Annotated in this window: 27 protein-coding genes and 2 tRNA genes; 7 read left to right on the forward strand and 22 right to left on the reverse strand. The window is 60.1% G+C overall.

The genetic code is table 11. The features are described from left to right. Positions 1-105: 105 nt before the first annotated feature. From AB5Y50_RS16345 to ruvA, 16 genes are all read right to left on the reverse strand, one after another. Positions 106-181: transfer RNA gene (locus AB5Y50_RS16345), tRNA-Val, on the reverse strand. Positions 182-213: 32 nt separating this feature from the next. After that, positions 214-289: transfer RNA gene (locus AB5Y50_RS16350), tRNA-Lys, on the reverse strand. A 174-nt stretch (positions 290-463) separates the two neighbouring features. Then, positions 464-1273, reverse strand: coding sequence for a tol-pal system protein YbgF (gene ybgF, locus AB5Y50_RS16355; protein WP_042014605.1), 810 nt, complete (start codon positions 1271-1273; stop codon positions 464-466). A 157-nt stretch (positions 1274-1430) separates the two neighbouring features. Beyond that, a complete protein-coding gene (pal, locus tag AB5Y50_RS16360; protein WP_010672877.1) occupies positions 1431-1955 on the reverse strand; it encodes a peptidoglycan-associated lipoprotein Pal in 525 nt (174 codons plus the stop codon). Between the two features lie 48 nt (positions 1956-2003). Continuing rightward, on the reverse strand, positions 2004-3329 hold the full coding sequence (gene tolB / locus AB5Y50_RS16365) for a Tol-Pal system beta propeller repeat protein TolB (protein ID WP_049635941.1): 1326 nt from the start codon (positions 3327-3329) through the stop codon (positions 2004-2006). Positions 3330-3406: 77 nt separating this feature from the next. Then, on the reverse strand, positions 3407-4537 hold the full coding sequence (gene tolA, locus AB5Y50_RS16370; protein ID WP_010672875.1) for a cell envelope integrity protein TolA: 1131 nt from the start codon (positions 4535-4537) through the stop codon (positions 3407-3409). A gap of 5 nt (positions 4538-4542) precedes the next feature. After that, positions 4543-4989 (reverse strand): protein TolR, encoded by a 447-nt coding sequence (gene tolR, locus AB5Y50_RS16375; RefSeq protein WP_010672874.1) that lies wholly within the window; start codon positions 4987-4989, stop codon positions 4543-4545. After that, positions 4989-5675, reverse strand: coding sequence for a protein TolQ (gene tolQ / locus AB5Y50_RS16380; protein ID WP_010672873.1), 687 nt, complete (start codon positions 5673-5675; stop codon positions 4989-4991). The genes tolR and tolQ overlap by 1 nt, the downstream gene beginning before the upstream one ends. Next, entirely contained in the window at positions 5665-6072 is a 408-nt protein-coding gene (gene ybgC, locus AB5Y50_RS16385; protein WP_010672872.1) for a tol-pal system-associated acyl-CoA thioesterase, read from the reverse strand. Before ybgC ends, tolQ begins: the two co-directional genes overlap by 11 nt. Before the next feature lie 286 nt (positions 6073-6358). Continuing rightward, positions 6359-6670, reverse strand: a complete 312-nt coding sequence (locus AB5Y50_RS16390; protein WP_103244242.1) for a cyd operon YbgE family protein — start codon at positions 6668-6670, stop codon at positions 6359-6361. After that, the gene (gene cydX, locus AB5Y50_RS16395; RefSeq protein WP_005331536.1) at positions 6657-6773 is read right to left on the reverse strand and encodes a cytochrome bd-I oxidase subunit CydX; all 117 of its coding nucleotides are present in this window, start codon (positions 6771-6773) and stop codon (positions 6657-6659) included. Before cydX ends, AB5Y50_RS16390 begins: the two co-directional genes overlap by 14 nt. Positions 6774-6787: 14 nt before the next feature. Next, complete coding sequence (gene cydB / locus AB5Y50_RS16400; RefSeq protein WP_010672870.1) at positions 6788-7924, reverse strand: cytochrome d ubiquinol oxidase subunit II; 1137 nt, start codon at positions 7922-7924, stop codon at positions 6788-6790. Between the two features lie 12 nt (positions 7925-7936). Further along, positions 7937-9493 (reverse strand): cytochrome ubiquinol oxidase subunit I, encoded by a 1557-nt coding sequence (locus AB5Y50_RS16405; protein WP_010672869.1) that lies wholly within the window; start codon positions 9491-9493, stop codon positions 7937-7939. 686 nt (positions 9494-10179) lie between these two features. Then, on the reverse strand, positions 10180-10422 hold the full coding sequence (locus AB5Y50_RS16410) for a hypothetical protein (RefSeq protein WP_029313687.1): 243 nt from the start codon (positions 10420-10422) through the stop codon (positions 10180-10182). A 10-nt stretch (positions 10423-10432) separates the two neighbouring features. Continuing rightward, on the reverse strand, positions 10433-11443 hold the full coding sequence (gene ruvB / locus AB5Y50_RS16415; RefSeq protein WP_041211014.1) for a Holliday junction branch migration DNA helicase RuvB: 1011 nt from the start codon (positions 11441-11443) through the stop codon (positions 10433-10435). A gap of 8 nt (positions 11444-11451) precedes the next feature. Continuing rightward, a complete protein-coding gene (gene ruvA, locus AB5Y50_RS16420; protein WP_010672867.1) occupies positions 11452-12066 on the reverse strand; it encodes a Holliday junction branch migration protein RuvA in 615 nt (204 codons plus the stop codon). 232 nt (positions 12067-12298) lie between these two features. On the opposite strand from ruvA, the gene AB5Y50_RS16425 reads away from it, so the two are divergent. The 3 genes from AB5Y50_RS16425 (at position 12299) to AB5Y50_RS16435 (ending at position 16994) form a co-directional block, all read left to right on the forward strand. Next, positions 12299-14308: a methyl-accepting chemotaxis protein gene (locus AB5Y50_RS16425; protein ID WP_049635942.1), complete on the forward strand. Its 2010-nt coding sequence runs from the start codon at positions 12299-12301 to the stop codon at positions 14306-14308. Positions 14309-14445: 137 nt separating this feature from the next. Continuing rightward, entirely contained in the window at positions 14446-16170 is a 1725-nt protein-coding gene (locus AB5Y50_RS16430) for a proline--tRNA ligase (protein ID WP_049635943.1), read from the forward strand. A gap of 194 nt (positions 16171-16364) precedes the next feature. Next, positions 16365-16994 carry a PolC-type DNA polymerase III gene (locus tag AB5Y50_RS16435; protein WP_049635944.1) on the forward strand — a complete coding sequence of 210 codons (630 nt, stop codon included), beginning with the start codon at positions 16365-16367 and terminating at the stop codon, positions 16992-16994. Positions 16995-17186: 192 nt separating this feature from the next. Here AB5Y50_RS16435 and AB5Y50_RS16440 read toward each other — a convergent pair whose 3' ends face one another. The 3 genes from AB5Y50_RS16440 to AB5Y50_RS16450 form a co-directional block, all read right to left on the reverse strand. Beyond that, positions 17187-17867 (reverse strand): SDR family oxidoreductase, encoded by a 681-nt coding sequence (locus AB5Y50_RS16440; protein ID WP_045523363.1) that lies wholly within the window; start codon positions 17865-17867, stop codon positions 17187-17189. An 18-nt stretch (positions 17868-17885) separates the two neighbouring features. Further along, entirely contained in the window at positions 17886-18515 is a 630-nt protein-coding gene (locus tag AB5Y50_RS16445) for a TIGR04219 family outer membrane beta-barrel protein (RefSeq protein ID WP_049635945.1), read from the reverse strand. Between the two features lie 92 nt (positions 18516-18607). Continuing rightward, a complete protein-coding gene (locus AB5Y50_RS16450) occupies positions 18608-19048 on the reverse strand; it encodes a copper chaperone PCu(A)C (RefSeq protein WP_039039478.1) in 441 nt (146 codons plus the stop codon). An 89-nt stretch (positions 19049-19137) separates the two neighbouring features. On the opposite strand from AB5Y50_RS16450, the gene AB5Y50_RS16455 reads away from it, so the two are divergent. Beyond that, a complete protein-coding gene (locus tag AB5Y50_RS16455; protein WP_049635946.1) occupies positions 19138-19887 on the forward strand; it encodes an enoyl-CoA hydratase-related protein in 750 nt (249 codons plus the stop codon). 2 nt (positions 19888-19889) lie between these two features. Here AB5Y50_RS16455 and AB5Y50_RS16460 read toward each other — a convergent pair whose 3' ends face one another. Both AB5Y50_RS16460 and AB5Y50_RS16465 read right to left on the reverse strand, forming a co-directional pair. Next, positions 19890-20318 carry a DUF2753 family protein gene (locus tag AB5Y50_RS16460; RefSeq protein ID WP_010672859.1) on the reverse strand — a complete coding sequence of 143 codons (429 nt, stop codon included), beginning with the start codon at positions 20316-20318 and terminating at the stop codon, positions 19890-19892. Between the two features lie 85 nt (positions 20319-20403). Beyond that, complete coding sequence (locus AB5Y50_RS16465) at positions 20404-21111, reverse strand: ParB-like protein (RefSeq protein ID WP_010672858.1); 708 nt, start codon at positions 21109-21111, stop codon at positions 20404-20406. 174 nt (positions 21112-21285) lie between these two features. Between AB5Y50_RS16465 and AB5Y50_RS16470 the strand changes: the two genes are divergently transcribed. The 3 genes from AB5Y50_RS16470 to AB5Y50_RS16480 all read left to right on the forward strand — a co-directional run bounded on the left by AB5Y50_RS16470 (position 21286) and on the right by AB5Y50_RS16480 (position 25012). After that, a complete protein-coding gene (locus AB5Y50_RS16470; protein WP_049635947.1) occupies positions 21286-22890 on the forward strand; it encodes an ABC transporter substrate-binding protein in 1605 nt (534 codons plus the stop codon). A gap of 110 nt (positions 22891-23000) precedes the next feature. Then, positions 23001-23300 (forward strand): hypothetical protein, encoded by a 300-nt coding sequence (locus AB5Y50_RS16475; RefSeq protein WP_049635948.1) that lies wholly within the window; start codon positions 23001-23003, stop codon positions 23298-23300. Between the two features lie 152 nt (positions 23301-23452). After that, on the forward strand, positions 23453-25012 hold the full coding sequence (locus AB5Y50_RS16480; RefSeq protein ID WP_042864414.1) for a PAS domain-containing methyl-accepting chemotaxis protein: 1560 nt from the start codon (positions 23453-23455) through the stop codon (positions 25010-25012). A 96-nt stretch (positions 25013-25108) separates the two neighbouring features. Here AB5Y50_RS16480 and AB5Y50_RS16485 read toward each other — a convergent pair whose 3' ends face one another. After that, positions 25109-26329 carry a DEAD/DEAH box helicase gene (locus AB5Y50_RS16485; protein WP_043155843.1) on the reverse strand — a complete coding sequence of 407 codons (1221 nt, stop codon included), beginning with the start codon at positions 26327-26329 and terminating at the stop codon, positions 25109-25111. Positions 26330-26397 lie beyond the last annotated feature (68 nt).

Genomic DNA, 26397 nt, shown 5'->3' on the forward strand with positions numbered 1-26397 from the left:
CGAACCTACGACCAATTGATTAAGAGTCAACTGCTCTACCGACTGAGCTAACGACCCACATCCTGAACCTTTCACCAACCGCATGTGGCGGCCAGCATTACAACATGGTGGTCGTTACTGGGCTCGAACCAGTGACCCCCTCCTTGTAAGGGAGGTGCTCTCCCAGCTGAGCTAAACGACCTGGGAATATTGTCTTCACCTGCTGTGAAGAAATGGTGGGTCGTGCTGGATTCGAACCAGCGACCAATTGATTAAAAGTCAACTGCTCTACCGACTGAGCTAACGACCCTCACCACGACCAGCGCCGACTGCATTACTGCTCCGGCTCTGACGGCGGCCTATATTACGGATTTATCATCCTGGCGCAATAGAAAAATCTTAAATTAAATCTGATTGTTCACTGCGCATACAAAGCACGGCGGTATTTACAAGAGTGTTACGAAAACAGTGACATGCAGCAATGTCACAGCTTGGCCAGACTCTGTTTGGCCAGCTGGGCCGGCGAGGTGTTGGGGTAACCCTTGATCACCTGCTCATAGAAGGCCTTGGCCTCTGTTTTTTTGCCGTCAAGCTGGGCGAGCATGCCGAGTTTCAGCAGGGCATCGGCCCGCTTGGGTGACTTGCTGTATTTGTTCGCCACCGTGGAGAACTGGCTCGCGGCCCCCGCCCTGTCGCCCTTGTTGAACATCAGCTGGCCAAGCCAGTAGTGGGCATTGGGAACATAGCTGGAGTTCGGGAACTGCTTGATGAACCCTTCGAAGGCAGGAATGGCCTTGTCGTAGTTCTTCTCCTTGAGCACCATGTTCACGGCCGCGTCGTAGGCCTGGTTCTCATCCTGGTTGGTGGAGTAGTTGGCTGCCGCGGCAGGAGGCGTTGCAGCACCTGCAGCAGGTGTTGCGGGCGCGGCGGCAGGCTGGCTGTTGGCCACCTTGTCGAGCTCTTGGTAGAGTTGGCGCTGGCGCTCCTGGGACTGCTCCATCTGGTAGGTCTGCTGTTCCAGCTGACCACGCAGCTCGGAGACCTCCCCTTGCAGGGAGTCGACCTGTTGCTGCAGTTCGGCCTGCAGACGCAGACGGGCGTTGAGGGTACGCTCCAGCAGAGCAACCCGGTCTTCCAGGCTGCCGGTCGGTACGATGGCACCATTGTTGCCGCTCAGCACCACGCCGCTGCTGCCAGAATCCCCGCTCAGATCGCTCACGGGTGCCGCCGCTTGCGCATTCAAAGCAACCAACACGGCCAGCGCAACACCAGCTTGCTTGTACACAGATTTCATTCGGATCAAACCTTAGCGTTTAGTGCAAATAAAACGGCCAGCGCATAGTCGCTCGCTGATACAGATTTCATTCGGATCAAACCTTGACGTTTAGTGCAAATAAAACGGCCATCGAAATGGCCGCTTGCATATAAACGAACTTCGTTCGACTCAAACCTTAGTAAACCAGGACCGCACGGCGGTTCTTGGCAAAGGCTTCCTCGGTGTGGGACAGATCCAGCGGCTTCTCTTCGCCATAGCTGACGATGGAGAGCTGCTCGGCCTGCACACCCAGGGTTTGCAGATACTTGGCAACAGCCTTGGCACGACGCTCACCCAGCGCGATGTTGTATTCCGGCGTACCGCGCTCGTCGGCGTGGCCTTCGATCAGTACCTTGACGCTCGGACGTTCACGCAGGTAGCTGGCGTGGGCATCCAGCAGGTCGGCGTACTGACCCTGAATGTCGTAACCATCGTACGGGAAGTAGATCACGTTGTCGCGTTGCAGCGCTTCGAACTTCTGACGCATCTGCTCTTCCGGGGACAACATGCCGTTGGCGCCGCCGGTTTGTACACCGCCCATGCCGTCGGTCATGCCGGACTCGGCGCCAGCGGCGTCGGAGTCGGAAGAGGAGCTACAGGCAGCCAGGGTGAACAGTGGCAGTGCGATGGCCAGACCCTTGAGCAGTTTATTGAGTTGCATGCTATTTCCTTAAACCTTTATAACAAAACAAAAAACAATCGATTTTTATCAATTCAAGAAGGGCGACCAAGCTGGTGCACGAATTTCACCGCTACTGGTCGGAAGCACTGCCTTGAAGCGACCGTCGGTCGACACCAATGCAAGACTCTTACGACCCTGATAGATGGTGGCATAAATGATCATGCTGCCATTGGGAGCCACACTTGGCGATTCATCCAGAGCACTCTGGGTCAGTACCAGCATGGCTCCATTTTCCATATCCTGGCGAGCGATGCGATATTGTCCCTGAACCCGGGTCACCATCACCATGGACTTGCCGTCCGGTGTGATGGATGCCCCCTGGTTGGAATCCCCTTCCCAGGTCATCCGGCGAGTCATGCCAGTCGCCAAATTTACGCTATAAATCTGGGGTTTGCCACCACGTTCAGAGGTGAACAGCAAAGTTTGACCGTCCGGCATCCAGGAGGGTTCGGTGTCGATGGTGCGGTTATTTGTGACTCGAGTGAGTTGCTTGCTAGCAACATCAACGACATAGATGTCAGGCTGCCCATCTTTGGACAGAACAATAGCCAAACGACGACCATCCGGAGACCACTCCGGCGCACCGTTGATGCCACGGAAGCTGGTGATCAGACTGCGCTGCTGGGTGTAGATGTCCTGCACATAGATCTCGGACTTCTGGTTCTCGAAGCTCACGTAAGCCAGCTTGCTGCCATCCGGCGACCAGGCCGGGGACATCAGGGGTTCACGGGAGCGCAGCAGAGTCTTCTCGTTGTAGCCGTCGTAGTCGGAGATCCGCAGCTGATACGGGAACTGGGTGCCCTGCTGCACGGAGACATAGGCCAGACGAGTCAGGAAGGCACCACGCTCACCGGTCAGACGCTCGTAGACGATGTCGGAGATGCGGTGGGCAAACTGGCGCATCTGCGCACCCGGGATGGTCGCCATGCGGCTGTCCAGGATGTAACCGTTCGCCTCACCGCCCTGGGTCTTGGCCAGCTGGCCTTTCAGGACGTCGACCAGCTCGAAGTTGATCTTGTAGGTGCCATCACCCACGGCGGCGATGGAGCCGACCACCACGGCTTCGACTCCCTGGGAAGCCCAGGGTGCGAAGTTGATCTCGCCGCTGGAGCTCGGCGCCTGCGGCATCTGGCCACGGGCCAGCGGCTTGAACTTGCCGCTGCGCATCAGGTCGTTGGAGACCACCTCCGCGATATCCTGCGGCAACTGGCCATTGCCCTCCCACTTGAAGGGAGCGATGGCGATGGGACGTGCACTGTCGATACCGCCGGTGATGACGATATCCAAGGCCGCCTGAGCACTCTGGCCCAGCAACAAACAGCCAACCAAAGCAAAAAACACTTTTCTTATCATGGCTTAAACTCTCAGTTCCAATTTGAGACTCAGTTCTCTGATCAACAACCTTTGCCAATCAAAGCAGAAACACTCTCTTAAATCGTTGGCGCTAGCTGAAGGCGTAGATCCTTCATCAATTCGAATGCCGCCGGATCCTTCGGCACCGGCAACTGGTTGGCCTTCAGAACCGCCGCCTTGCCGGAGCGGCAGACCGCCGGATCACCCTGACCGTTGTCCACCGAGATGACGAAGCCGCTACTGGCCAACTTGACACCGATAGTACATGTTTTGCCCCGCATGGTGGGATCCAAAATCATGTAGCGCTCGACCGTGGCCTTGATGAGGGCGGCATACTTGTCGACCTCGCCCTTGGCGGCTGCCGATGCTGCCTGACTGCGCGCATTGGCCTCGGCGGCCAGCTGCTGCTCCATCATGGCTTCCATCTCTTTTTGCAACTTGGCCTCTTCGGCCGCCTTGCGCTTGCGCTCCGCCTCAATCTTGGCCTTTCTGTCGGCCTCGGCCTTCGCCTTCTTCTCTGCGTCAGCTTTTGCCTTCTTGTCCGCCTCTTCCTTCGCCTTCTTCTCGGCCTCGGCCTTGGCTTTCTTCTCGGCTTCCGCCTTCGCCTTTTTCTCGGCTTCGGCCTTGGCCTTCTTCTCGGCTTCCGCTTTCTTGGCCTTGGCCTCTTCCGCCTTGGCCTTCTCTTCAGCCTGCTTCTTCTCCAGCTCTTCTTTTTTCTTCTTGAGCGCCAGCGCCTTGGCCTCTTCCGCCGCCTTGCGTTCGGCTTCGGCCTTCTTGGTCTTCTGCTCTTCCAGCTTGCGGGCTTCCTCGGCTTTCTGGGCCTTCTCTTCGGCCTGCTTCTGTTCAGCCTCTTTCTTCTGCTTGTCGGCTTCGGCCTTGCGGGTCGCCTCTTCGGCCTGCTTGCGCTTGGTCTCGGCGATACGCAGACGCTCCTGCTCCTGTGCCAGCTCGCGTTTGACGCGCTCAGCGTCTTCCTTGTCCTTCTGCTGCTGTGCAGCCTTGGGCTGGGCCTGCTTCTGCTGCTGGACCTGCTGCATCTGCTGCTCCAGCATTTCGCTGTCCATCATGACCGCATTGACGATCTGTCCCTTGGACTCGGGGCGCTTGGGTTTGCTGAAGTCGACACCGACCAGCAGGATGATGCCGATGATCAGATGCAGCAGCAGCGACGCGACGAGATAACCGGAAATACCACGCTTCACATCCATCTCCGTCAGTTCACCGGATCCGTCATCAGACCAACCTGAGGCACACCGGCTTTCTTGAGGGCCACCATCAGCAGGATCACCTCCTCGTAGCGCACGGACTTGTCACCGGCGACCACCACGGGCGCGTTCTGGTTGATGGCCAGATAGCCCATGGCCTTCTCGGTGATGTACTGCTGCATCGCCTCTGGTGTGCCGCTCGGTACGGGTTCGTCATCCGCCTCGCCGGCCTTGATGACGTACTCACCCTCGGTATTGACGCTGACGATGAAAGGCGGCTTGGAGTCTTCCGGCAACTGCTCGGACTCCGCCTGGGGCAGGTCGACCTTGACCCCCTGCGTGATCACGGGCGTGACCGCCATGAAGATGATGAGCAGCACCAGCATGACGTCGATATAGGGCACCACGTTGATCTCGGCGACCTTCTTGCGTTTGAGCCGCTGATAGGTTTGCATTACTTCTCACCCTGCTGTGCGATTTGGCGGTTCAGAATGGTGGTGAACTCGTCCATGAAGTTGGCGTAGGCGTTTTCCAGCCGTTCGACCTTGTTGGTGAAGCGGTTGTAGAAGATAACGGCCGGGATGGCGGCAAACAGACCCATGGCGGTGGCGATCAGCGCCTCCGCGATACCCGGTGCCACCATCTGCAGGGTCGCCTGCTGAACCTGGCCCAGAGCGATAAAGGCGTTCATGATCCCCCAGACGGTACCGAACAGACCGATATAGGGGCTGATGGAACCGATGGTCGCCAAGACCGGCAGGTTGGACTCGAGATCGTCCACTGCACGGGACAGGGAAACGCGCATGGCGCGATAGGTACCGTCCATCACCGCATCCTGACCGCGGGCACCGGCCTTGAGCAGGCGAGCATACTCCTTGAAGCCGGAGTAGAAGATGTCTTCCATGCCTTCGATGTCGTCACGACGGGAGGAGGACTCCTGGTAGAGACGATTGAGGTCGACCCCGGACCAGAATCTGTCTTCAAACTGCTCCGAGGCGAGGTTGGCCGCCTTGATGGCCTTGGAGCGCTGGATGATCAGCGCCCAGGAGACGACCGACATGCCCATCAGGGTCATCATGACCAGTTTCACCAACAGACTGGCTTGCCAGAACAGGCCAATAAACGAAATTTCAGCGTGCACTTAACAGCACTCCCTTGATTTTTTCAGGTATTGCAACAGGTTTCATTTGCGGATGACTGACACAGGCGATCTGTACCATGGCCTGAGTGATCAGCCGTCCATCAGCCGCCAGGATCTGCTGTGAAAAACGCATGGAAGCGCGTTTCACTTCAGTTACTTGCGTCATTACGGTCAGCAGTTCATTGAAGCGGGCAGCCGCGCGGAAGTCGATTTCGGTGCGACTCACCACAAACGCGATCCCCGCCTGCAGCAGGACATCCTGTTCGATGCCGCCTGCGCGCAGGAATTCGGTGCGGGCCCGTTCCATAAACTTGAGATAATTGGCGTTGTAGACGATGCCTCCGGCATCCGTGTCTTCGTAGTAGACACGCACCGGAAACTCAGAGACTTCCCCCATAAAAATCTGTGATCCATTCGACAGTCAGATGGGGGGCTATCATAGCGCAGGGCTGAATAGGAAAGAAGCAGGGGGAGACAGGGAAATCCCCTCTCCCCCTGTTTTTTATGGCGTGCTGCGGCGCCGACAGGCCGAAGACCACAGGGCTGTCAGCATCACAAGAAAAGCGGACAAGAGAAGTGGCTGCGAGCGGCGTGACAAGCGAGGTTCTGTCGCTCTGACCGGGCGGCGGCACGCCCCTCAAAAAAAAAGAAGGAGGTGGGCTCATGCCGACCTCCTTCATCATTTATGGCAGGTAGTAGCTGCTGGTCAGCCAGAGCCCGCAGAGCAGGCTGGGCAGGGCGAGCCAGGGGAGGAACAGCACGCGACCCACCAGGCTGCGCGGGTGAAACCCCAGTCCATGCATGACACCGCAACAGACCGCCCACATCAGCCAGGGCGCGAGCCAGAGGCCGTGCTCACTGGTGTTGGCCGCGACCAGGTTGGGCGCCTGCAAGATGGCGACAGCCAGCAGGGCCGCCGCCAGCAGCATCAGACCTTGCCATGGCTGGCGCTCCAGAGGAGCGGCCAGCCGGGCGAGCCTGTCACTTGTCTTCATCAATCTGACGATCCAGGTTCTCGGTGTGCTCCAGCCAGAGCGCATTGATAATCCCAAACGCACAGGCCAGCAGCAGCCCCAGGATCCAGGTGAAATACCACATATCAGGGCACCTTCTTAGTAGAGCGATTGTTGGTTGTCTTCGATGTGCTTGTTACTCACCCGGCCGAACATCTTGATGTAGGTCCAGATGGTGTAAGCCAGCACGGTCGGCACGAAGACGACTGCGACTACCGTCATCACCTTGAGGGTGTTGAAGGAGGCGGTGGAATCCCACATGGTCAGGCTCTGGGACGGCTCGAGGCTCGAAGGCATCACGAACGGGAACATGGAGAAGCCCGCGGTCAGGATGATGCCGGCGATGGCCAGGGAGGAGAACAGGAACGCCACCCAACCCTTGTCCAGCTTGGCCGCCACGGCGGTCAGCAGACACATCACCAGACCCAGCACGGGTGCGGCAATCATCCAGGGATAGAGGTTGTAGTTCTGCATCCAAGCACCGGCCTGCACCACCACTTCCTTGTGAAGGGGGTTGGTGACGGCGTCGGTGGCGACGGAGCCCACAATCACATAACCATCCATGCCGCTCACCCAGACACCGGCCAGGGCGAACAGCACCAGGGTCAGCAGGGAGAAGATCATGGCGGCGGTGCGAGAGCGCGCCAGCACTTCACCTTCGGTCTTCATCATCAGCCAGGTTGCACCCTGGGTGATGATCATGAAGAGGCTCACCAGACCGGCCAGCAGACCGAACGGATTGAGCAGGCCGAAGAAGTTGCCGTGATAGGTCATCATCAGGAACTGGTTGAAGCTGAACGGTACACCCTGCAGCAGGTTGCCGAACGCCACCCCGAAGATAACAGGGGGAATGGCGCTACCGGCAAACAGAGCCCAGTCCCAGTTGGAGCGCCACTTGGCGTCTTCCTGCAGGGAGCGGTACTTGAAGCCGACCGGACGGAAGAACAGCGCCATCAAGGTCAGGATCATGGCGATGTAGAAGCCGGAGAAGGCCGCCGCATAGACCATGGGCCAGGCGGCGAACAGGGCTCCACCGGCGGTCACCAGCCAGACCTGGTTGCCTTCCCAGTGCGGCCCCATGGTGTTGAGCATCACGCGACGCTCCACATCCTTCTTGCCGACGAAGGGGAGCAGGGCGCCCACCCCCATATCGAAACCGTCGGTGATGGCAAACCCGATCAGCAGCACGCCGACCAGCACCCACCAGACCAGACGCAACAGTTCGTAATCAAACATGGGTCACTCTCCTTATGCCTTGCTCTGTTCGAAGTGGTACTTGCCCGTCTTCAGGCTGCTTGGGCCCAGGCGCGCATACTTGAACATCAGGTACATCTCGATGATCAGCAGTACTGTGTAGAACAGGAAGATCCCGATCAGAGAGAACCAGATCTCGGACGCAGGAATGTTGGATGCAGAGACATAAGTCGGCAGCATCTCGGCGATGGTCCAGGGTTGACGACCATACTCAGCGACAAACCAGCCAGCCTCGATGGCGATCCAGGGCAGCGGAATGCCGTACAGCAGCGCCTTGAGCAGCCACTTGCGCTCGCCGATCTTGTGGCGGGTGCTGTCATAGAAGGCCAGACCGATCAGCACCAGCATCAGGATGCCGCAGGCAACCATGATGCGGAAGGCGAAGAACAGCGGCAGTACCTGCGGGATGGAGTCATCCACGGCAGCCTTGATCTGCTCGTCGGTGGCGTCGGTCACGTTGGGGGTGTAACGCTTGAGCAGCAGACCGTAGCCCAGATCCTGCTTCACTTCGTCGAAGCGGGCGCGGGTATCGTCGGACTTGTCACCGGATTGCAGCTTGGTCAGCAGGTCGTAGGCGGTCATGCCGTTGCGCACGCGCAGCTCATGCTCGCTCTTGAGATCCTTGAGACCAGTCACCTGACCGTCGAGGGAACGGGTGGCGATGATGCCGAGGGCATAGGGGATCTTGATGGCGTAGTCGGTGCGCATCTCCTCCTGGTTCGGGATCCCGAACAGGGTGAAGGATGCCGGAGCCGGCTCCGTGTTCCACTCGGCCTCGATGGCCGCCAGTTTCACCTTCTGCACTTCCCCGGTCTCGTAGCCGGACTCGTCACCCAGCACCAGCACGGAGAGGATGGAGGCCATGCCGAACGCGGCCGCGATGGCGAAGGAGCGACGAGCGAACGCCACATCACGATTCTTCAGCAGGTAATAGGAGGAGATCCCGAGCACGAACATGGCACCCGTGGTATAGCCTGCCGCCACGGTGTGGACGAACTTGACCTGTGCAACCGGGTTGAACACCAGGTCGGCGAAGCTCACCATCTCCATGCGCATGGATTCGAAGTTGAACTCGGCACCCACCGGGTTCTGCATCCAGCCGTTGGCGACCAGGATCCACAGTGCGGAGAGGTTGGTCCCGAGCGCCATCAGCCAGGTAGCCGCCAGGTGCTGGCGCTTGCTGAGACGATCCCAACCGAAGAAGAACATACCGACGAAGGTGGACTCCAGGAAGAAGGCCATCAAGCCTTCGATGGCCAGCGGGGCCCCGAAGATGTCGCCGACATAGTGGGAGTAGTAAGCCCAGTTGGTACCGAACTGAAACTCCATGGTGAGCCCGGTGGTAACCCCGAGGGCAAAGTTGATACCAAACAACTTGCCCCAGAACTTGGTCATGTCCCGGTACACTGTGTTGTTGGTCATCACATAGACAGACTCCATGATCGCCAGGATGAAGGCCATCCCCAGCGTCAAGGGTACAAACAGGAAGTGATAAAGGGCCGTCGCAGCAAATTGGAACCGCGATAGGTCTACCACATGCTCAGCAATCATGATGTTTCCTCACCGATTATTGGCACGGCTATTTTAAGTTTTAAGGACAAAGCTTCCATTGGAAGTCCCCGAACGGTCGGTCACCCCTCGCGGACTGACCGGATTCGACTGCCACCACATTAACAACAAGGCAATATACAGGAACAAAAAAAGCTAATGTTTAACATCTAATAAACAATAACCAGGGTTCTATTCCCGCCTATAATGATCGCTGTTTTATATCACCTTTATTTGATTGAAATCAATGTAAAACCACCCTCAATACATGTTTTTTCAAGGTAACTTATAGGGCTTTCCCCATTAATTATGGGAGCTTCATCACAAAAAACGATAAGTCGTAAATAATTGATTTAAATCAATTTTATGACCAACCAAAATAGTTTCAATTCTGTTAAACAAATACGCAACCACGGAAATAAAGCCCTCGCGTCTCGATTATTTCAATAAATGGCCAGGCTCATCCAAAAATCAATTTAAACCCAGTAAAAACACATGTTTATGCGGATTGGCACTCCTACCAAAATCATTAGTTTATCTAATCAGAAGCCCATAGATTTTCTTGTTTGTCCCACCCGTAAAGAGCTCCTACAATGCGCCTCGCAGTGAGGGCATACCTCTGAATACAGGCCGGTCATTCCGGGTTCCCGGTACGTATTCGATGAACATTTCGAACCTGTTTGTTGGGATTAATGATGAAAAAGTTTGTTGCCAAGACCATCCGTTACTACAAGCTTTCTTTCGTTCAACTCTATCAAATGAACCGACTCTGAAGCCTCGCGACGGCTCCTCTGTTTTTTCCCGACCGGTCTGCAGACGCGCTCACTGTCTGTGAACATCCATCCTGAATTGTCTTTGCCCACCGCCTGTGCCGTGGGCTTTTTTTTGCCTGCAAAACAAAAAGCCGCCTCAAGGGCGGCTTTTTGGTTCATATCGCAACGTCTACTGATCTGCCGGTCGTTCCAGGCCAAAGTGTGCGTAGGCTCTCTGAGTTGCGATCCGCCCTCTGGGTGTACGTTGCAGATAGCCTTGCTGGATCAGATAAGGTTCCAGCACGTCTTCTATGGTGTCCTTCTCCTCACCGATGGCGGCGGCCAGGTTGTCGAGCCCGACTGGCCCCCCCATAAACTTGTCGATGACGGCCAACAATAGCTTGCGATCCATGAAGTCGAAACCTTCATTGTCCACGTCCAGCATGTCCATAGCACGGGCCGCAATGGGTCCGTCAATTCGCCCGTCAGACTTCACCTGGGCAAAATCTCGTACCCGCCTTAACAAACGGTTAGCAATGCGCGGTGTCCCCCGGGAGCGACGGGCTACCTCGAGAGCGCCGTCTTCCGTCATGTCGAGCCCGAGGCAGCGGGCGCTGCGAGAGACGATGTCGGTCAGGTCCTTGACGTTGTAAAACTCGAGGCGCTGCACGATGCCAAACCGGTCACGCAGGGGGCTGGTGAGGGAGCCGGCCCGGGTGGTGGCACCGATCAGGGTGAAGGGAGGGAGATCGAGCTTGATGGAGCGGGCCGCCGGCCCCTCCCCTATCATGATGTCGAGCTGATAATCCTCCATGGCCGGGTAGAGCACCTCCTCCACCACCGGGCTGAGACGGTGGATCTCGTCGATGAAGAGCACATCGTTCGGTTCCAGGTTGGTGAGGAGCGCCGCCAGATCGCCGGCCTTCTCCAGCACGGGGCCCGAGGTGGTCTTGATGTTGACCCCCATCTCGTTGGCGACGATGTTGGCTAGCGTGGTCTTGCCAAGGCCGGGAGGCCCGAAGATCAGCAGATGATCGAGGGCCTCCCCGCGCTGGCGGGCGGCCTCGATGAAGATCTCCATCTGATCGCAGACGTGATCCTGTCCGGTGTAATCGGCCAGCTTTCTGGGCCGGATGGCCCGATCGATGATCTCGTCCTCACGGGCGGCACCGGCCGAGATGAGGCGATCCGCTTCAATCATTGTCTACCTCACACCAGGCTGCGCAGGGATTCACGAATGATCTCCTCTACCGACATGCCGTCGGCGGCCACCTTGCTGACGATCTGGCTGGCCTGCTGCGGCTTGTAGCCGAGGGCCACCAGTGCACTGGCCGCTTCCTCGCTCGCATCCGGGGCACGCAGCGGGCTCTCTTTCGCGGGCAGGGTGATTTCGGCCGGGGAGAAGAGATCGTGGCTGACCCAGCCCTTGAGGCGGTCTTTCATCTCCACCACCAGGCGCTCGGCGGTCTTCTTGCCCACGCCGGGCAACTTGACCAGGGAGCTTATCTCCTCGCGCTCAACGCTCATCACAAACTGGGTGGCCGTCATGCCGGAGAGAATGGCCAGTGCCAGCTTGGGGCCGACCCCGTTGGTCTTGATCAGCTCGCGAAACAGCGCCCGCTCCTGCTTGTGGTTGAAGCCGTAGAGCAGCTGGGCATCTTCACGCACCACGAAGTGGGTGTGAATGACGGCCTCTTTCCCGAGTTCGGGCAGATCATAGAAGCAGCTCATGGGCATATGAACCTCATATCCCACCCCTCCGACTTCCAGCAACACCTCGGGGGGTTGCTTCTCGATGATGACGCCTCTCAAGCGACCGATCATGTTCTTTTCCTCGCCACGCAGACTCTCGCAAATTGGGTCATAGCATAAAGAATAACTGGATAAGTATCCAGCATAGGTCCATGCAGATCATGGGATGACCAGCTCTTCATACCCGGCCATTTCCCTCGTTCAGAACACAGTCTGTCACTTTATTTTCCATCGGGGATGGCACATCTTCGTCATTGATTGAACACTGAAATGGTCTTGTTCGGCACCAGGGAAGGCTTGAATCATGAAAATCGTCACCACATCCAACCTCGGACTCACCATTCTGCTCGGCTGCACCCTGGGCATGGGGGCGATCGGCTGGTATGGCAGCCAGCGGCTGGCTGATCTGCTCTCCTACGTCCTGGGTGCCGCCTGGCAGACGGCAGATGGTGCCATGGAGGGCTCCATCGAACTCGGCAACCAGTCGCTCTATATCCAGAAAATGCTTTCGGGGATCCCCCTCGACGCACCGGAGCTGCAACGGGCAAAAGAGGCGGCCAGCGACGCTTTGCACCGGGTGGAGCAAGGCGGGCTCATCGATGCGGCGGCCATCACCACGCTGAAGCAGCATGAGCAGACCTATCAGCAAGAGCAGGCACAGCTGCTGACCCTCTATCGCACCTTCACGAGCGCCGATGAGGCGCTGCGTGCCAGTTCTGAACGCATGTCACGCCTCTCGACCAGGCTGGAGGTGATCGGTGACGAGGCCGTCGAGAGCCTCACCCGCTCACCGGATCAGGCCATCAGCTGGAACGGCGGCCTTGCGACCCGCTGGCAAGCGGCCGATGGCGGCATGGAGGCCAACATCGGATTCCTGCGCCAGCTCTATGCGCTGGAGAAGATGCAGAGCGAAGGCCCTACTCCTGCCATCCAGGCCGAGCTGGCACAAGCCACCCGCTTCTATCAGGACGCGGTTGACGGCATGCTGGCAACCGGCCAGTTCGATGTGCCCGGCGACGGGGAGTTTGCAGGCCAAATGCTCTCCACCCAGTATCGTGCCCTGCAAGCCGACAATGCCCGCCTGATCCGTGAATGGACCACAGCCCTGAGCGCTTATCAGAACCAGCTGGCCCGTTACGAACACAGTGCCGACCAGCTCAGGCTGGCTCTGGTCGAGGTCGAGGCCCAGGGGGACGCCACCGTCGAGGATCAGGTTCACCAGCTCAACGCCATCATCGACTACACCAGGGGACTCATCCTGGGGGGCTTGCTGCTCAGCCTGCTGATCGTCACCTGCTGCGGCTTCTGGCTGGTACGCACCATTGTTCGTCCGCTACTCCAGGTCGACAAGCGCATGCAGGACATCGCCGCCGGGGAGGGAGATCTCAATGCCCGCATCAACCTCTCACGCGACGACGAGATTGGCTCCCTGGCCGGCAGCGTGGATCGCTTCATCGAGAAGCTGCAGAAAATGATCAGCGCCACCATGGACAACAACCAGCACATCAACCAGCACGTGCACACCTCGGTCAACCGGGTCCAGGCCATCAGCCAGAGCAGCCGCCAGACCGCAGCGCATGCCCAGGCGCTGCACCACGACAGCGAGCAGATGGTGCAGGTGGCCACCACCATCTCGGACAACTGCAACCTGGCGGCACACAACGCCAACGAGGTGCGCCAGCTCACCACGCAAAGCAGCCAGTATGTCTCCTCCGCCACCGCCGGCATGCAGCGGGTGGTCATGGAGGTGGGTGAATGTGCCACCGCCATCAACGCCCTCAAGGAGCAGGCAGGGCAGATTGGCCAGATCATCTCCACCATCAGCAATATCTCGGAGCAGACCAACCTGCTGGCACTCAATGCCGCCATCGAAGCCGCCCGGGCGGGCGAGATGGGGCGCGGTTTTGCCGTGGTGGCCGACGAGGTGCGCACCCTGGCCAATCGCACCGCCACCTCCAGTGCCGAGATAACGGACGTGATCAACAGCATCCAGCAGCAGACAGAGCAGGCTTATCTGATGATGCAACGCAACCTGAAAACCGTGGAATCGGGTATGGCGGACTCCGACAACACCAAGCAGATCCTGTTCAAGGTAGAAGAGGCCATCGATCAGCTCGCCGACATGGTGCAACAGGTGGCAGAGGCGACCAGCCAGCTCTCCCACACCCTGGGGCACACCACGGGCAAGGTTTCGGATATCAGCCTGCAGGCCCAGACGGGCGAACAGGAAGCCCAGGAGTGCCTGCAACTGGCCTCCTCCCTCCATCAGGCCAGCCAGCAGCAACAGCAGTTGCTGTCGCAATTTCGGGTCTAGTGCGGACGGGGCAAGGCCCCCGCCCTCCCCCCAGCGCCGCTGAATTTAGCCCTTGGGCCGGGGGGCTTCGCCTGTTAAAATTCCGCACTTGAAATTTTCCAGGGCCAAGCCGCCCGAACTAGCGAAGGTCTACCGCGATGCGTACCAGCCAATATCTGCTTTCCACTCTCAAGGAAACCCCCTCCGACGCTGAAGTTGTCAGCCACCAGCTGATGCTGCGCGCCGGGATGATCCGCAAACTCGCTTCCGGCATGTACGCCTGGCTGCCGACCGGCCTGCGGGTCCTGAAGAAGATTGAAAACATCGTCCGCGAAGAGATGAACAATGCGGGTGCCGTCGAAGTGTCCATGCCGGTGGTACAGCCCGCCGAGCTGTGGCAGGAGTCCGGCCGCTGGGATGACTACGGCCCCGAGCTGTGCCGCCTGACCGACCGTCACAACCGCCCCTTCGTGCTGGGTCCGACCCACGAAGAGGTGATCACCGCGCTGGTCCGTTACGAAGTGAACAGCTACAAGCAACTGCCGCTGAACCTCTACCAGATCCAAACCAAGTTCCGCGATGAAGTGCGCCCCCGTTTCGGCGTGATGCGTGGCCGCGAATTCCTGATGAAGGATGCCTACTCCTTCCACATCGACAAGGCCTCCCTGGTCGATACCTATGAGAAGATGCATGCGGCCTACTGCACCGCCTTCACTCGCATGGGTCTGAACTTCCGCCCGGTGCAGGCCGATACCGGCTCCATCGGGGGCACCGGCTCCCACGAATTCCAGGTGCTGGCCGAGAGCGGTGAAGACTTGATCGCCTTCTCCGATACATCCGATTACGCCGCCAACATCGAGATGGCCGAAGCCCTGGCGCCGGCTGGCGAGCGCGCTGCCGCAACCAAAGCCCTGACCAAGGTGGCCACCCCGGCCGTCCACACCATCGACGAAGTGGCCGCTTTCCTGAACGTGGCGCCGACCGCCATCGCCAAGACCCTGCTGGTACTGGCCGAGGAAGACGAGCACGGCAAACAGGCCGTCATCGCCCTGGTACTGCGTGGCGACCACGAGCTGAACGAAATCAAGGCCGAGAAGCTTTCTGGCGTGGCTAACCCGCTGACCTTCGCCAATGACGAGCAGATCAAAGCGGCCGCCGGTTGCGATGCAGGCTCCATCGGCCCGGTCGGCTTTGCCGGTCGCATCATCGTCGATCGCAGCGCCGCCCATCTGAGCGATTTTGTTTGCGGCGCCAACGAGACCGGTTTCCACCTGACCGGTGCCAACTGGGATCGCGACATCACCTCTTTTGAGGTTGCCGACCTGCGCAACGTGGTGGAAGGCGACCCGAGCCCGTGCGGCCAGGGCAAGCTGCTGCTCAAGCGCGGTATCGAAGTGGGCCACATCTTCCAGCTGGGTACCAAGTACTCCGAAGCGATGAAGGCGAGCGTGCTGAACGAAGGCGGCAAGTCCGTCACCATGGAGATGGGTTGCTACGGTATCGGGGTTTCCCGTCTGGTGGCTGCGGCCATCGAGCAGAACAACGACCAGTACGGCATCATCTGGCCGGATGCCATCGCCCCGTTCGAAGTGGCCATCGTGCCGATGAACATGCACAAGTCCGAGCGCGTGGCCGAGCAGGCGCAGCAGTTCTACGCCGAGCTCAAAGCCGCCGGTGTGGACGTGCTGTTTGACGACCGCAAGGAGCGCCCGGGTGTGATGTTCGCCGACATGGAGCTGATCGGTGTGCCCCACGCCATCGTCATCGGTGACCGTGGTCTCGACAACGGCGTGGTGGAGTACAAGTGCCGCCGCTCCGGCGAGAAGCAGGAAGTGGCCATCGGCGAGATCGTTGCCATGCTCAAGGCCAAGCTGGGTCGCTGATAACGCGACACCGCCTTTCGCTTTTCATAGGAAAGCCCCGAGTGCCACGGCACTCGGGGCTTTTTATATGGCTCTCAGCCATGATGCACAAAAATGCGTCTCCAGCGTGAACCAATGAGATAACTGCATTGCCCTGTACACGGCACGGCTGATTTCCTAGACTGGCGCTCTTTACCGAGCTTGCCCGAGAAGTTATGTCCATCGCCTCAGCCAATACCGTTGTCGTGCTCGACTTCGAGACCACAGGGCTTTCACCCGGACAAGGGGATAGAGCCATCGAGATCGGTGCCGTCAGAATCAAGGATGGCCATATCAGTGAGCGTTTCTCGGCATTGATGAATCCGGGCTTCAACGTGAGCAGCTTCATCGAGCAATATACCGGGATCAGCAATGCCATGCTGAAACAGGCTCCCCCCTGTAACGAGGTGATGGCGGATTTCGTCGACTTTATCGGTGATGACAATCTGGTCGCCCACAACGCCTCCTTCGACAAGCGCTTTCTGGATGCGGAAATAGAGCGATTGCCGGCGCAATACCGCGGCCAGTTCGCCTGTTCCCTGCTGCTATCGAGGCGCCTGTTTCCCGATGCCCCGGATCACAAGCTGGGTACCCTGGTGCAATACCGGAGCCTGCCCAATGACGGGGTGTTTCACCGTGCCCTGGCGGATGCAGAGGTGACGGCCCACCTCTGGCTTGCCTTGTTGGAAGAGCTGGCGTGTCGGCATGGCATTATCGACCCGGACTTTGCATTGCTGCTGACCCTTGGCAAGAAGCCAAAACAGGTGATTCCATCCTTCCTGCGGGAATATGCGACTCGGAAATAATATGTGCCGAGATGCATCATCAATCATCCGTGCCATGTCGGCACTGAATTTACCCGCCTTCACATCCATGATGGCCCGGCGTAAAGAGAGGCAGGCAAGCAGATAATTTAGCACTGCACATCAATGAAAAAGCGCGCCAAATGGCGCGCTTTTTTTCCTTGTCATCTGGCGACGGGGCCGGTTCACGGCGCTTCAGGCATTACGACCGATAAAGAGATCGGTCACATGGCAGCTGCTTCTCGCGGCCAGCGCATCCAGCATGTAGGCTGCCGCGTCTTCCGGCGTCATGAAACCACTCGAATCCACGTGATCCGAATTCTCCCAGAACTCGCTGCGGATCCCGCTCGGATAAAGGTTCACCAGTCGCAGGGGAGCACTCTTCAGCTCGGCCCGCAAGGATTCGAGAAAGCCGCGCATGCCCCATTTGGAGGCGCAATAGAGGCTCTCGTTGGCCTTGCCGGTCTGGGCGGCGGAGGAGAGCACATTCGCCAGCACCCCGCCCTTGTCGCCGATGAGGCGTACCGTCTGCTGGGCCACCAGTATGGTGGAGATGAGATTGCTCTCCACCACCCGGCGGATCTGCTCGGCGGTGTAGACACCCACCGGGCCGAACTCGCCGACACCGGCACAGTGGATCACCATGTCGGGCAGACCGCCCCACTCCACCGCAGCGGCAAAGGCGACATCCACCTCTTCGTGGTGTGCGAGATCGGCGGCAATGCCGATCACCGCCTTGCCGAGCAGCTCTTCCTGCTCCTGCAGTTTCTGGTAACGGCGACCCATCATGGAAACCTGATGGCCGCGTTCAACCAGCCCTATGGTCAGGGCGCGGCCCAGTCCGGACCCCGCGCCAGTCACTATGATGTGGCCCATGTGTGCTCCTCAGGGAGATCAGAAGGTGAATTCACCACCGATGAACCAGCCGTCGATGGTCTGATCGACGCGATCGAAGTCCATCTCGGCCTCACGCCAGCCGGCGCGGATCTTGAGCGGCACGGAAGAGAACTTGTAGGAGCCGCCCAGACGGTAGTCGTAGTTGTCGGCATCCTGCACGCGGGCATCACCGAAGGCGGCAAAGCCGGTCCCCGGGATGCGTACTTCACCCCCGGTGTAGGCCATCAGCACATCCTTGTCATAGGAGTAGTGCTGGGTGTTGAAATCACCGTCGTAGCGACGACCGGTCAGACCCAGATCGATCTGGAACAGATCGTTGTTGAACAGGCGATAGTAGAGGCTCAGGTCGTAAGCCAGCAGATCGTTGTTGAAGCTGCCACCGCTGCTGCTGAAGTCGGACATTTCAAACTTGGCGTTGGGCAGCAGCAGGATGCCGTGCTCCAGTTGCAGGTAGCCGCTCCAGTTGTAGTTCTCGTCGTAGCTGCCATCGGCACCCACGCTGCTGACCTGGCCACTTCCCTGGGCATTCCACAGATCGGCACCCGCCGCAAAACGCCAGTCATTGGCGGCCATGGCCCCATGGCTGAGCAGAGCCATCACAGTGCCGGCAATCAGGGTCTTCTTCATCACTTCGCTCCATTTTGGACTGGAAAGGCCATCATTTTACCCGCTGGGCAAGGAATACCTAGAGTAAAAAGCTGAACAAGCGTCCATAAATGTCAGTGCTTCATCCCTTTCATGGGTTCGACCGGCTTCACGGGCAGGCTCAGTGACAGCGTCTGCCCATCGTCCAGGGTCAGGGTCAGCGGGAAGGGCGTGCCCTGGGCCAGGGTATGGATGTCGAACAACATGATGTGCAGGCTGCCGGGCTTGAGCACGGCCTCCCCCTTGGCCGGGATCTCGATACTCTCCACCTGGCGCATCTTCATGACGCCGTTCTCGTGCAAATGGGTGTGCAGCTCGACACGGCCCGCCTCAGGAGACGCTCCCGCCACCAGTTTCACCGGTTTGTCCCCATCGTTCCTGAGCACCATGAACGCCGCTGTGTTCGGCGAGCCAGGGGGCAGCAGGCGCACATAACCATCGACTGCGTCGACCTTGGCCAGGGCCGGGGCGGCCAGAAGCAGTGCCATGGTGGAATAAAACGCACGTTTAAACATGGTTGAAATCCTTTTATGATGTTGTTAAACGAGACAAAGCTTACCCCTGTGGCAAGCTTTTGACAGCCCCCGACAACAAGGATTCAGACATGGCCCTCACAATTCTGGCCGAACAGCAGGACGGCTTGCTCACCCTGACCTTCAATCGACCGGAAAAGCGCAATGCCCTCAACACGGAAACGTATCTGGCGCTGACCGACGCACTGCGCCAGGCCGCCCGGGACGAAGAGGTCCATGTGCTGCTGTTGCAGGGCCAGGCGGGGTGCTTCACCGCCGGCAACGATCTGGCCGACTTTGTTGGCAAGCACGCCCTTGAGCCGGACGACCCCATCCTGCAATTTCTGCACACCCTGGCCGACTTCCCCAAACCGGTGATCGCCGCCGTGGGCGGCCCGGCAGTCGGCATCGGCACCACACTGCTGCTGCACTGCGACCTGGTCTATCTGGGTGACAACGCCCGGCTGCAGCTGCCTTTCGTCGAGCTGGGACTGGTGCCGGAGTTTGCCGCCAGCCTGCTGCTGCCACGCGCCGTCGGTCACCTCAAGGCGGCGGAGCTGTTGCTGCTGGCAGAGGCCATCGATGGGGAAGAGGCGCTGCGTCTCGGGCTCGCCAACCGGGTGCTGGCCCCGGCGGACCTGCTCCCCTTCGCTCGGGAGCAGGGACTGAAACTGGCGGCCAAGCCGCCGATGGCGCTCCAGAAGAGCAAGGCGCTGCTCAAGCAGGAGCTCAAACAGGCGGTGCATTTCGTCATCGACCTGGAAGCGCGCGCCTTCGCCCAGGCCCTGCAAGGGGAAGAGGCGCAAAACCGCATCGCCAGCAAGCTGCAAAAACGGCGCTGAACTTAGTTGAGACGGAACCGGCCTATCAGCTCGCAGCCCTGCACCCTGTCCTGCACCTGGATAAGCCGGGCAATCTCCGGATTGGGGTGGCGCTTCAAGAAGGAGAGCAGGGCGGCGCGGCAGCAGCCCAGCTCGCTGATGAGGGATTCGCACTCACGGTTGGGGCACTGGGGCACCAGGGCGGTGACCAGCTCGGAGGCGAGCTTGAGGTAGCGCAGTTCATAGGCGGGCTCTTCCATGGCACGCCAGAAATCGGCCATGCGGTGACAGGTGGCGACCCGCATGCTGGCCAGTTCGTCCAGATCCCCGGAGGCCAGCTCATACACTTCCCCCAGGGCCTGCTGATAGAGGCAGATCGCCGTGCCCAGAGCCCCCATGCCAAGGGCGTTCTCCGCCTCCAGCATGTAACGTTGCCAGTTCTGATGTTCCATGTTCCTCTCCTTTGCCGACACGAGTGGAGTTTGTATCATGGCCAATCGAGAACAAATATCAACCAGACCCTTTGTGCAGGATCCCTCAACCCGCCGTTCTGGGCTGATTGACGCGACACTGCTTGCCGGGGTAACCAGGCAGATCCGACGCCTTGCTGCTGCACGCCAGCCGTTTGGCTTCGGCGAGGCGATCTGCGAGGTTGACCTCATCGATCGGCTGCCAGGCCATCTGCTGGCCGAGCCAGCTGGCCCAGGCAAACTCGACGAAGTAGACCTGATCCTTCTTGCTGAAGTAGCCCGCATCCTGCAACAGCCCCGCCAGGGTGCGGTAGGGGTAATCCGGCAATTCACCGATATGGCCGGGCAACTGCTCGGGAGTCAGGGGTTGACCCCGTTCATCCTTGAGCCAGGCCCAGTGGTTGTTCTGCATCTGGCTCCAGAAATTGGCCCTGTCCTGCAACCGTGCAATCACCTTGACCCTGACCTGCTTCACCCCCTGCTGCCACAGCGCCTTGGTCAGATGGTGCCTGTCCACCAGCCAGTAACCCCCATCCGGCGCGATGACGATGGGGATCTCTTTCTTTTTCATCAGCTTGTCGAGCTGCTTCTCGCTCTTGTCCGCCAGCTCCCGGGCAGTGGTATCCACCTGCAACTGCCCCACGCCGCCCTGGGTGGGGTGCAGCGCCTCTATGTTCACCTCGCACCAGCTTCCCACCGGGCTGCTCTTCTCGCACGGGGACAACGCCCAGGCGCCCTGGCTCAGCACGCAGGCCAACAAGATCCATGCTCTCATCATTCTCTCCTTTTCCTGGCGCTCACGGCGCCCCTTCGTTGACAGCCGCATCGGATATCAATGGGACTCATGCTGGCGGTCTGACCAGCAAAGGGGATATCATGATTTCCCATCTGCCGGCGATGCATTCTCGCCGAGTTTTCTCCCCGCTTCACACATTTTGAAGGATTCACCATGAAAGGATGGAGCCCCCTGCTGGCCCTGCTGGGCTGTGCCTGCGTCCAGGCCGCCGATGTGCCGCCCGGTACCCCACTCGCCGCTGAACAGGCCGTCGTCCGTCATCTCAAGGATGAACCGGCGAGCCTGAGCCCTCTCAAGCTGGTGGGATTGCCGGAGCTGCAGGTCCTCAGAGACCTTTACGAGGGGCTGCTGACCCAGGGGCCGGACGGCAAGGTGCTGCCCGGGGTGGCCGCGAGCTGGGACAACGAGGGGAACCAGACATTCACCTTCCACCTGAGGCCGGATGCCCGCTGGTCCAACGGCGACCCCGTGCGCGCCGCCGACTTCGTCTATGGCTGGCGCAAGCTGGTTGACCCCAGGGAAGCCGCCACTTTCGCCTGGTTCGCCCAGCTCGCTCGCTTCGACAAGGTGGACGACATAGTGGCAGGCAAGCTGGCCCCCGATGCGCTCGGGGTGGAGGCCGTCGATGACCATACCCTGAAGGTGACCCTCTCCCAGCCGGTGCCCTATTTCCTGAGCCTGCTGACCCATCCCAGCCTGTCGCCCCTGCACCAGGCCAGCATGGAACAATATGGCAACCAGTGGACCCAGCCCGGCAAGCTGGTGGGCAACGGCGCCTTCGTGTTGAGTCACCGGGTGGTGAACGAGAAACTGGAGCTGACGCCCAATCCCTACTACTGGGATCGCGCCCACACGGTGCTGACCCGCGTCACCTTCGTGCCCATCAACCAGGAGAGCGCGGCCACACACCGCTATCTGGCCGGGGATCTGCACATCACCGAATCCTTCCCCAAGGAGCAGTACCAGAGCCTGATGGCCCAGATCCCGGGGGAGGTCTATACCCCGGAACAGCTCGGCACCTACTACTACGCCTTCAACACCCAGCGCCCGCCCCTCAATGATGTTCGGGTTCGCCAGGCGCTCTCCTACACCATCGACAGGGGCCTGATTGCCGACAAGGTGCTGGGCACCGGAGAGAAACCGGCCTACCACTTCACCCCGGACGTGACCGCCGGCTTCGACCCCAAGCCCAATCTGCTCTCCACCAGCAGTCAGCAGGCGCTGGACGAGCGTGCCAGATCCCTGCTGAAAGAAGCGGGCTACGGCCCAAGCAATCCCCTCAGGCTGACCCTGCTCTACAACACGGCGGAAATTCACAAGAAGATGGCGCTGGCCATCGCCAACCTGTGGAAACAGAAGCTGGGGGCCCGGGTCGAGCTCACCAACCAGGAGTGGAAAACCTATCTCGACAGCCGTCAAAGTGGCCAGTTCGAGGTGATCCGCTCCTCCTGGGTCGCCGATTACAACGACCCCTCCGCCTTCCTCGGGCTCTGGGGATCGGGCCACAGCGGCAACATGGCCCGGTTCGCCAACCCGGCTTACGACAAGCTGCTGGCGCAGGCGGCCAACAGTCAGGAGCCCACAGAGCGGGCCCGCCTGTTCGATGAGGCCGAGGCCATCTTGCAGAAGGAGGCCCCCATCGCCCCCATCTACCAGTACACCAATGCCCGGCTCATCAAGCCCTGGCTCAAGGGGTATCCCATCAACAACCCGGAAGACGTGGCCTACAGCCGTCAGCTCTACCTCGTCAAACACTGAGTCCGGGGAGGGGTCGGGACATCTGACCCCTCCTGACACTGTTCCTGTTCAAGTTCCCGGCATAAAATGCCGCCTCTTTTCATTCATCAACCCCGTGATCCGATCCTGCCATGCGTGCTCTGCTCCTGATTGCCCTGTTTGTTGCCCTTCCCGCCAAGGCCGCCGATGAAACCGAATGCCGCCAGGCCTTCCTCGAATGGATGTTGAGCCAGCAGAAGCAGTTCAGCGACCGCAAGGCCAGCAAGATGGATCGGCGCAATGCCGAACGAGCCATCGATCAGGCCCGGGATGCCTTCGCCAAGCAGGAGAGTTTCTGCCAGGCCATGGCCTGGGTCGCCAGCGCAGAAGACAATGACCCCCGCTTCAAACCGAGGACGGGGGAGATCCACGACTTCACTCCCCGCGGCTGAGCCCGCCATCTACGACTTTTTTCAGCCTTTCCCGTGTTGATTTATTGACCCAAGCCAAGGTGGTGTAACAGTCCGCATCTACAATGACGCCGTAACAATCACAAATATAAAAAATAACTTTATCAGTTACTTGGCTCATTCAGGATGCGCACATGACCACAACCCGGCACGAAGGGGAGATCCGTTTCCCCGATCACATCTCACTGATCTCGACCACGGATCCCGCCAGTCACATCACTTATGCCAACCAGCACTTTTGCGATGTGGCGGGCTACAGCGCGACCGAAATGGAAGGGGAGCCCCACAATCTGGTCCGCCACCCCGACATGCCCAAGGCCGCGTTCGCCGACATGTGGCGCCGCCTGCAACAAGGAAAGAGCTGGATGGGGCTGGTAAAGAACCGCGCCAAGAGTGGTCAGTTCTACTGGGTCAACGCCTACGTCACGCCGATTCTCAACGATCAGCAGCAGATCATCGAATACCAGTCTGTCCGCACCCGTCCCCAGGATCACGACATCGCCTGGGCAGAGCAGCTCTATGCCCGGATCCGTGACGGCAAGGCACTGCCCTGGCTAACCCGGCTGACCCTGGAGCCGGGGCAGCTGTGTCTGCTGCTCTCTGGCACCGCCCTGCTCGGCATGGGGGCCAGTCTGGTCACCGGCCAGCCGGGGTGGGGCGTCATCACCCTGCTCTGCTTGCTGGCCCAGATGGGGCATGGCTGGCATCTGCAACGGCGGCTGGCCAGACTGCTGGCCATGGCGGGCGAGGAGCAGGGCAGCGCCCTTTGCCAGGTACTCTATGCCAGGCGTCAGGACAGCCTGGCCGCCCTTGAACTGCTGCTGCGCATGAAGAAGGCGGAGCTGCGCGCCGTGGTGGGTCGCAGCGCGGACACCAACCAACAGATCCTGCAGGCGGCGGAGGATGACAGGGGGCATATCCAGACCATAGACACCCACCTGCAACAGCAGCGGGCCCAGAGCGAGCAACTGGCGGCGGCCATCACCCAGATGAGCCAGTCCATCCGCGATGTGGCTGACAATGCCCACCAGGCCAATGCGCTGGTGGGCGAGGTCCAGCAGGTGTCCGCCAGTGGTCAGCAGGCGCTGGCCACCACCCGGGATTCGGTCGACAGGCTTCATCAGGAGCTGGACGCCAGCCAGGGCGTGCTGGCGCGCCTGACCCAGGACAGCCAGAAGATCAACGGCATTCTGGAGGTGATCGGGCAGATTGCGGATCAGACCAACCTGCTCTCCCTCAATGCGGCCATCGAGGCGGCACGGGCCGGTGAACAGGGGCGCGGCTTTGCGGTGGTGGCCGACGAGATACGGGCCCTGGCCCAGAAGACCCGCAGTTCCACCGGCGAGATAAGCGACATGATAGGGGCGCTGCAACAGAGCACCCGGCAACTGTCCGATGGCATGGAGCAGGGGGCCCAGACATCAGTGCTCTGCCAGCAGCACATGGGGGCCACCGCCGAGGTGCTCGACCAGATCAACCGGATGCTGGCCCGGGTGACCCACACCAGCGACGAGATAGCCCAGGCGGTGAGCCAGCAGGCGGATGTCACCAGCACCCTGGATCAGGGGATCCACCAGATCCACCAACTGGCGAGCCACACCGCGGACAACAGCCGTCAAGCCCTCGATGGCATCACCCTGCTGGTGGAGCGGTTGCAAAACCTCTCCCGCCTGATCAACCAGTTCCACGACTGACCCCCTTGCCGTGTAGTTTGGCGCGCCCCCGGGCGCGCTGCCGATCTCTCCTCTCCTTCACGACGACAGGCTCCCGCCGGGGGCAAGAAGTCCGTCTCAGGATTTGCCCTTGAACTGCTTGATGCTGCGCTTGCCCTGGGTGCGACGGTTCGCCTGCTTGTCTCTTGGCGCCCGTTTGCTCTCCCCGCTGGCGGGTTTGTCGGTCACCGGGAAACCTGCCAGCGCCGCCAGGGGCAGGGGCCGACCGGTCAGGGCCCGGATCCCCTCGAGCGCCTCCCCATCACCGTGGCAGGTAAGGGAGATGGCCAGACCGCTCTGCCCGGCACGGGCGGTACGACCGATACGATGCACGTAGACGGGCGCATGCTCCGGCAGATCCAGATTGATCACCACCGGCAATGCCTCCACGTGGATGCCGCGCGCCATCAGATCCGTGGCCACCAGCACCCGCACCCTGCCCTCCTTGAAATCCGCCAGCGCCTGCTCCCGCGTGGCCTGATCCTTGTTTCCGTGCAGGGCTGCCACCGTCATGCCAGCCCTGGCGAGTTTCTTGGCCACCCCGTCCGCGTCGTCCCTGGCACTGATGAAGACCAGCACCTGGGGCCACTCTCCGGCCTCCAGCAGGGCGATCAGCGCAGGCACCTTGCTGCTCCTGTTGACCAGATAGAGCCGCTCCTCGATGTCGTTCACCAGGCTGTTGAGCAGCTCGGCCTCGATGCGCACCGGATCCTGCAGCAGGCCCGAGGCCAGGCTCTCCAGCTCGACCGGCAAGGTGGCGGAGAAGAGCATCTGCTGCCGCGCCTCCGGCATCGCCTTCATCAGCCACTGGATGTCGGGCCAGAACCCCATCTCCAGCAGGCGATCCGCTTCATCCAGCACCAGCATGCGCAGGGCACCCAGCCCCAGCGTCTGCTGGGCCAGCAAGTCCCGCAACCGTCCGGGGGTCGCCACCAGCAGTTGGGGGCCGAGAGCCAGTTCCCGCTCCTGCCACTCCTGGGCCACCCCGCCACACAGGGTCAGAAGGCGCACCCCCAACCCGTCGGCAATCTCCTGCAGGGCGGCGCTCACCTGGCTTGCCAGCTCCCGGGTGGGGACCAGTACCAATCCCTGTACCCGGTCGCTGGCTGCGTCCAGCCTCTGCAGCAACGGCAGGCCGAATGCCAGGGTCTTGCCACTGCCGGTCCTGGCCAGGGCAAGCAGATCCCGTCCTGACAAGGCAGCAGGAATGGCTAGCTGCTGAATGGGGGTCGGTTTTTCCAGCGCTGCGGGCAGCAGGGGCAACAGGGCTGGGTCAAGGGCGAGTTCGTCAAACGTCATGGGGATCGCAGATACAGGCTGAACGAGGATGTGGAGGCGAAGTCTAGCCAGACCCACCCCATAAGTAA

Origin of the sequence: Aeromonas sp. s6, assembly GCF_040907815.1 — a bacterium.
GTDB lineage: Bacteria > Pseudomonadota > Gammaproteobacteria > Enterobacterales > Aeromonadaceae > Aeromonas > Aeromonas caviae.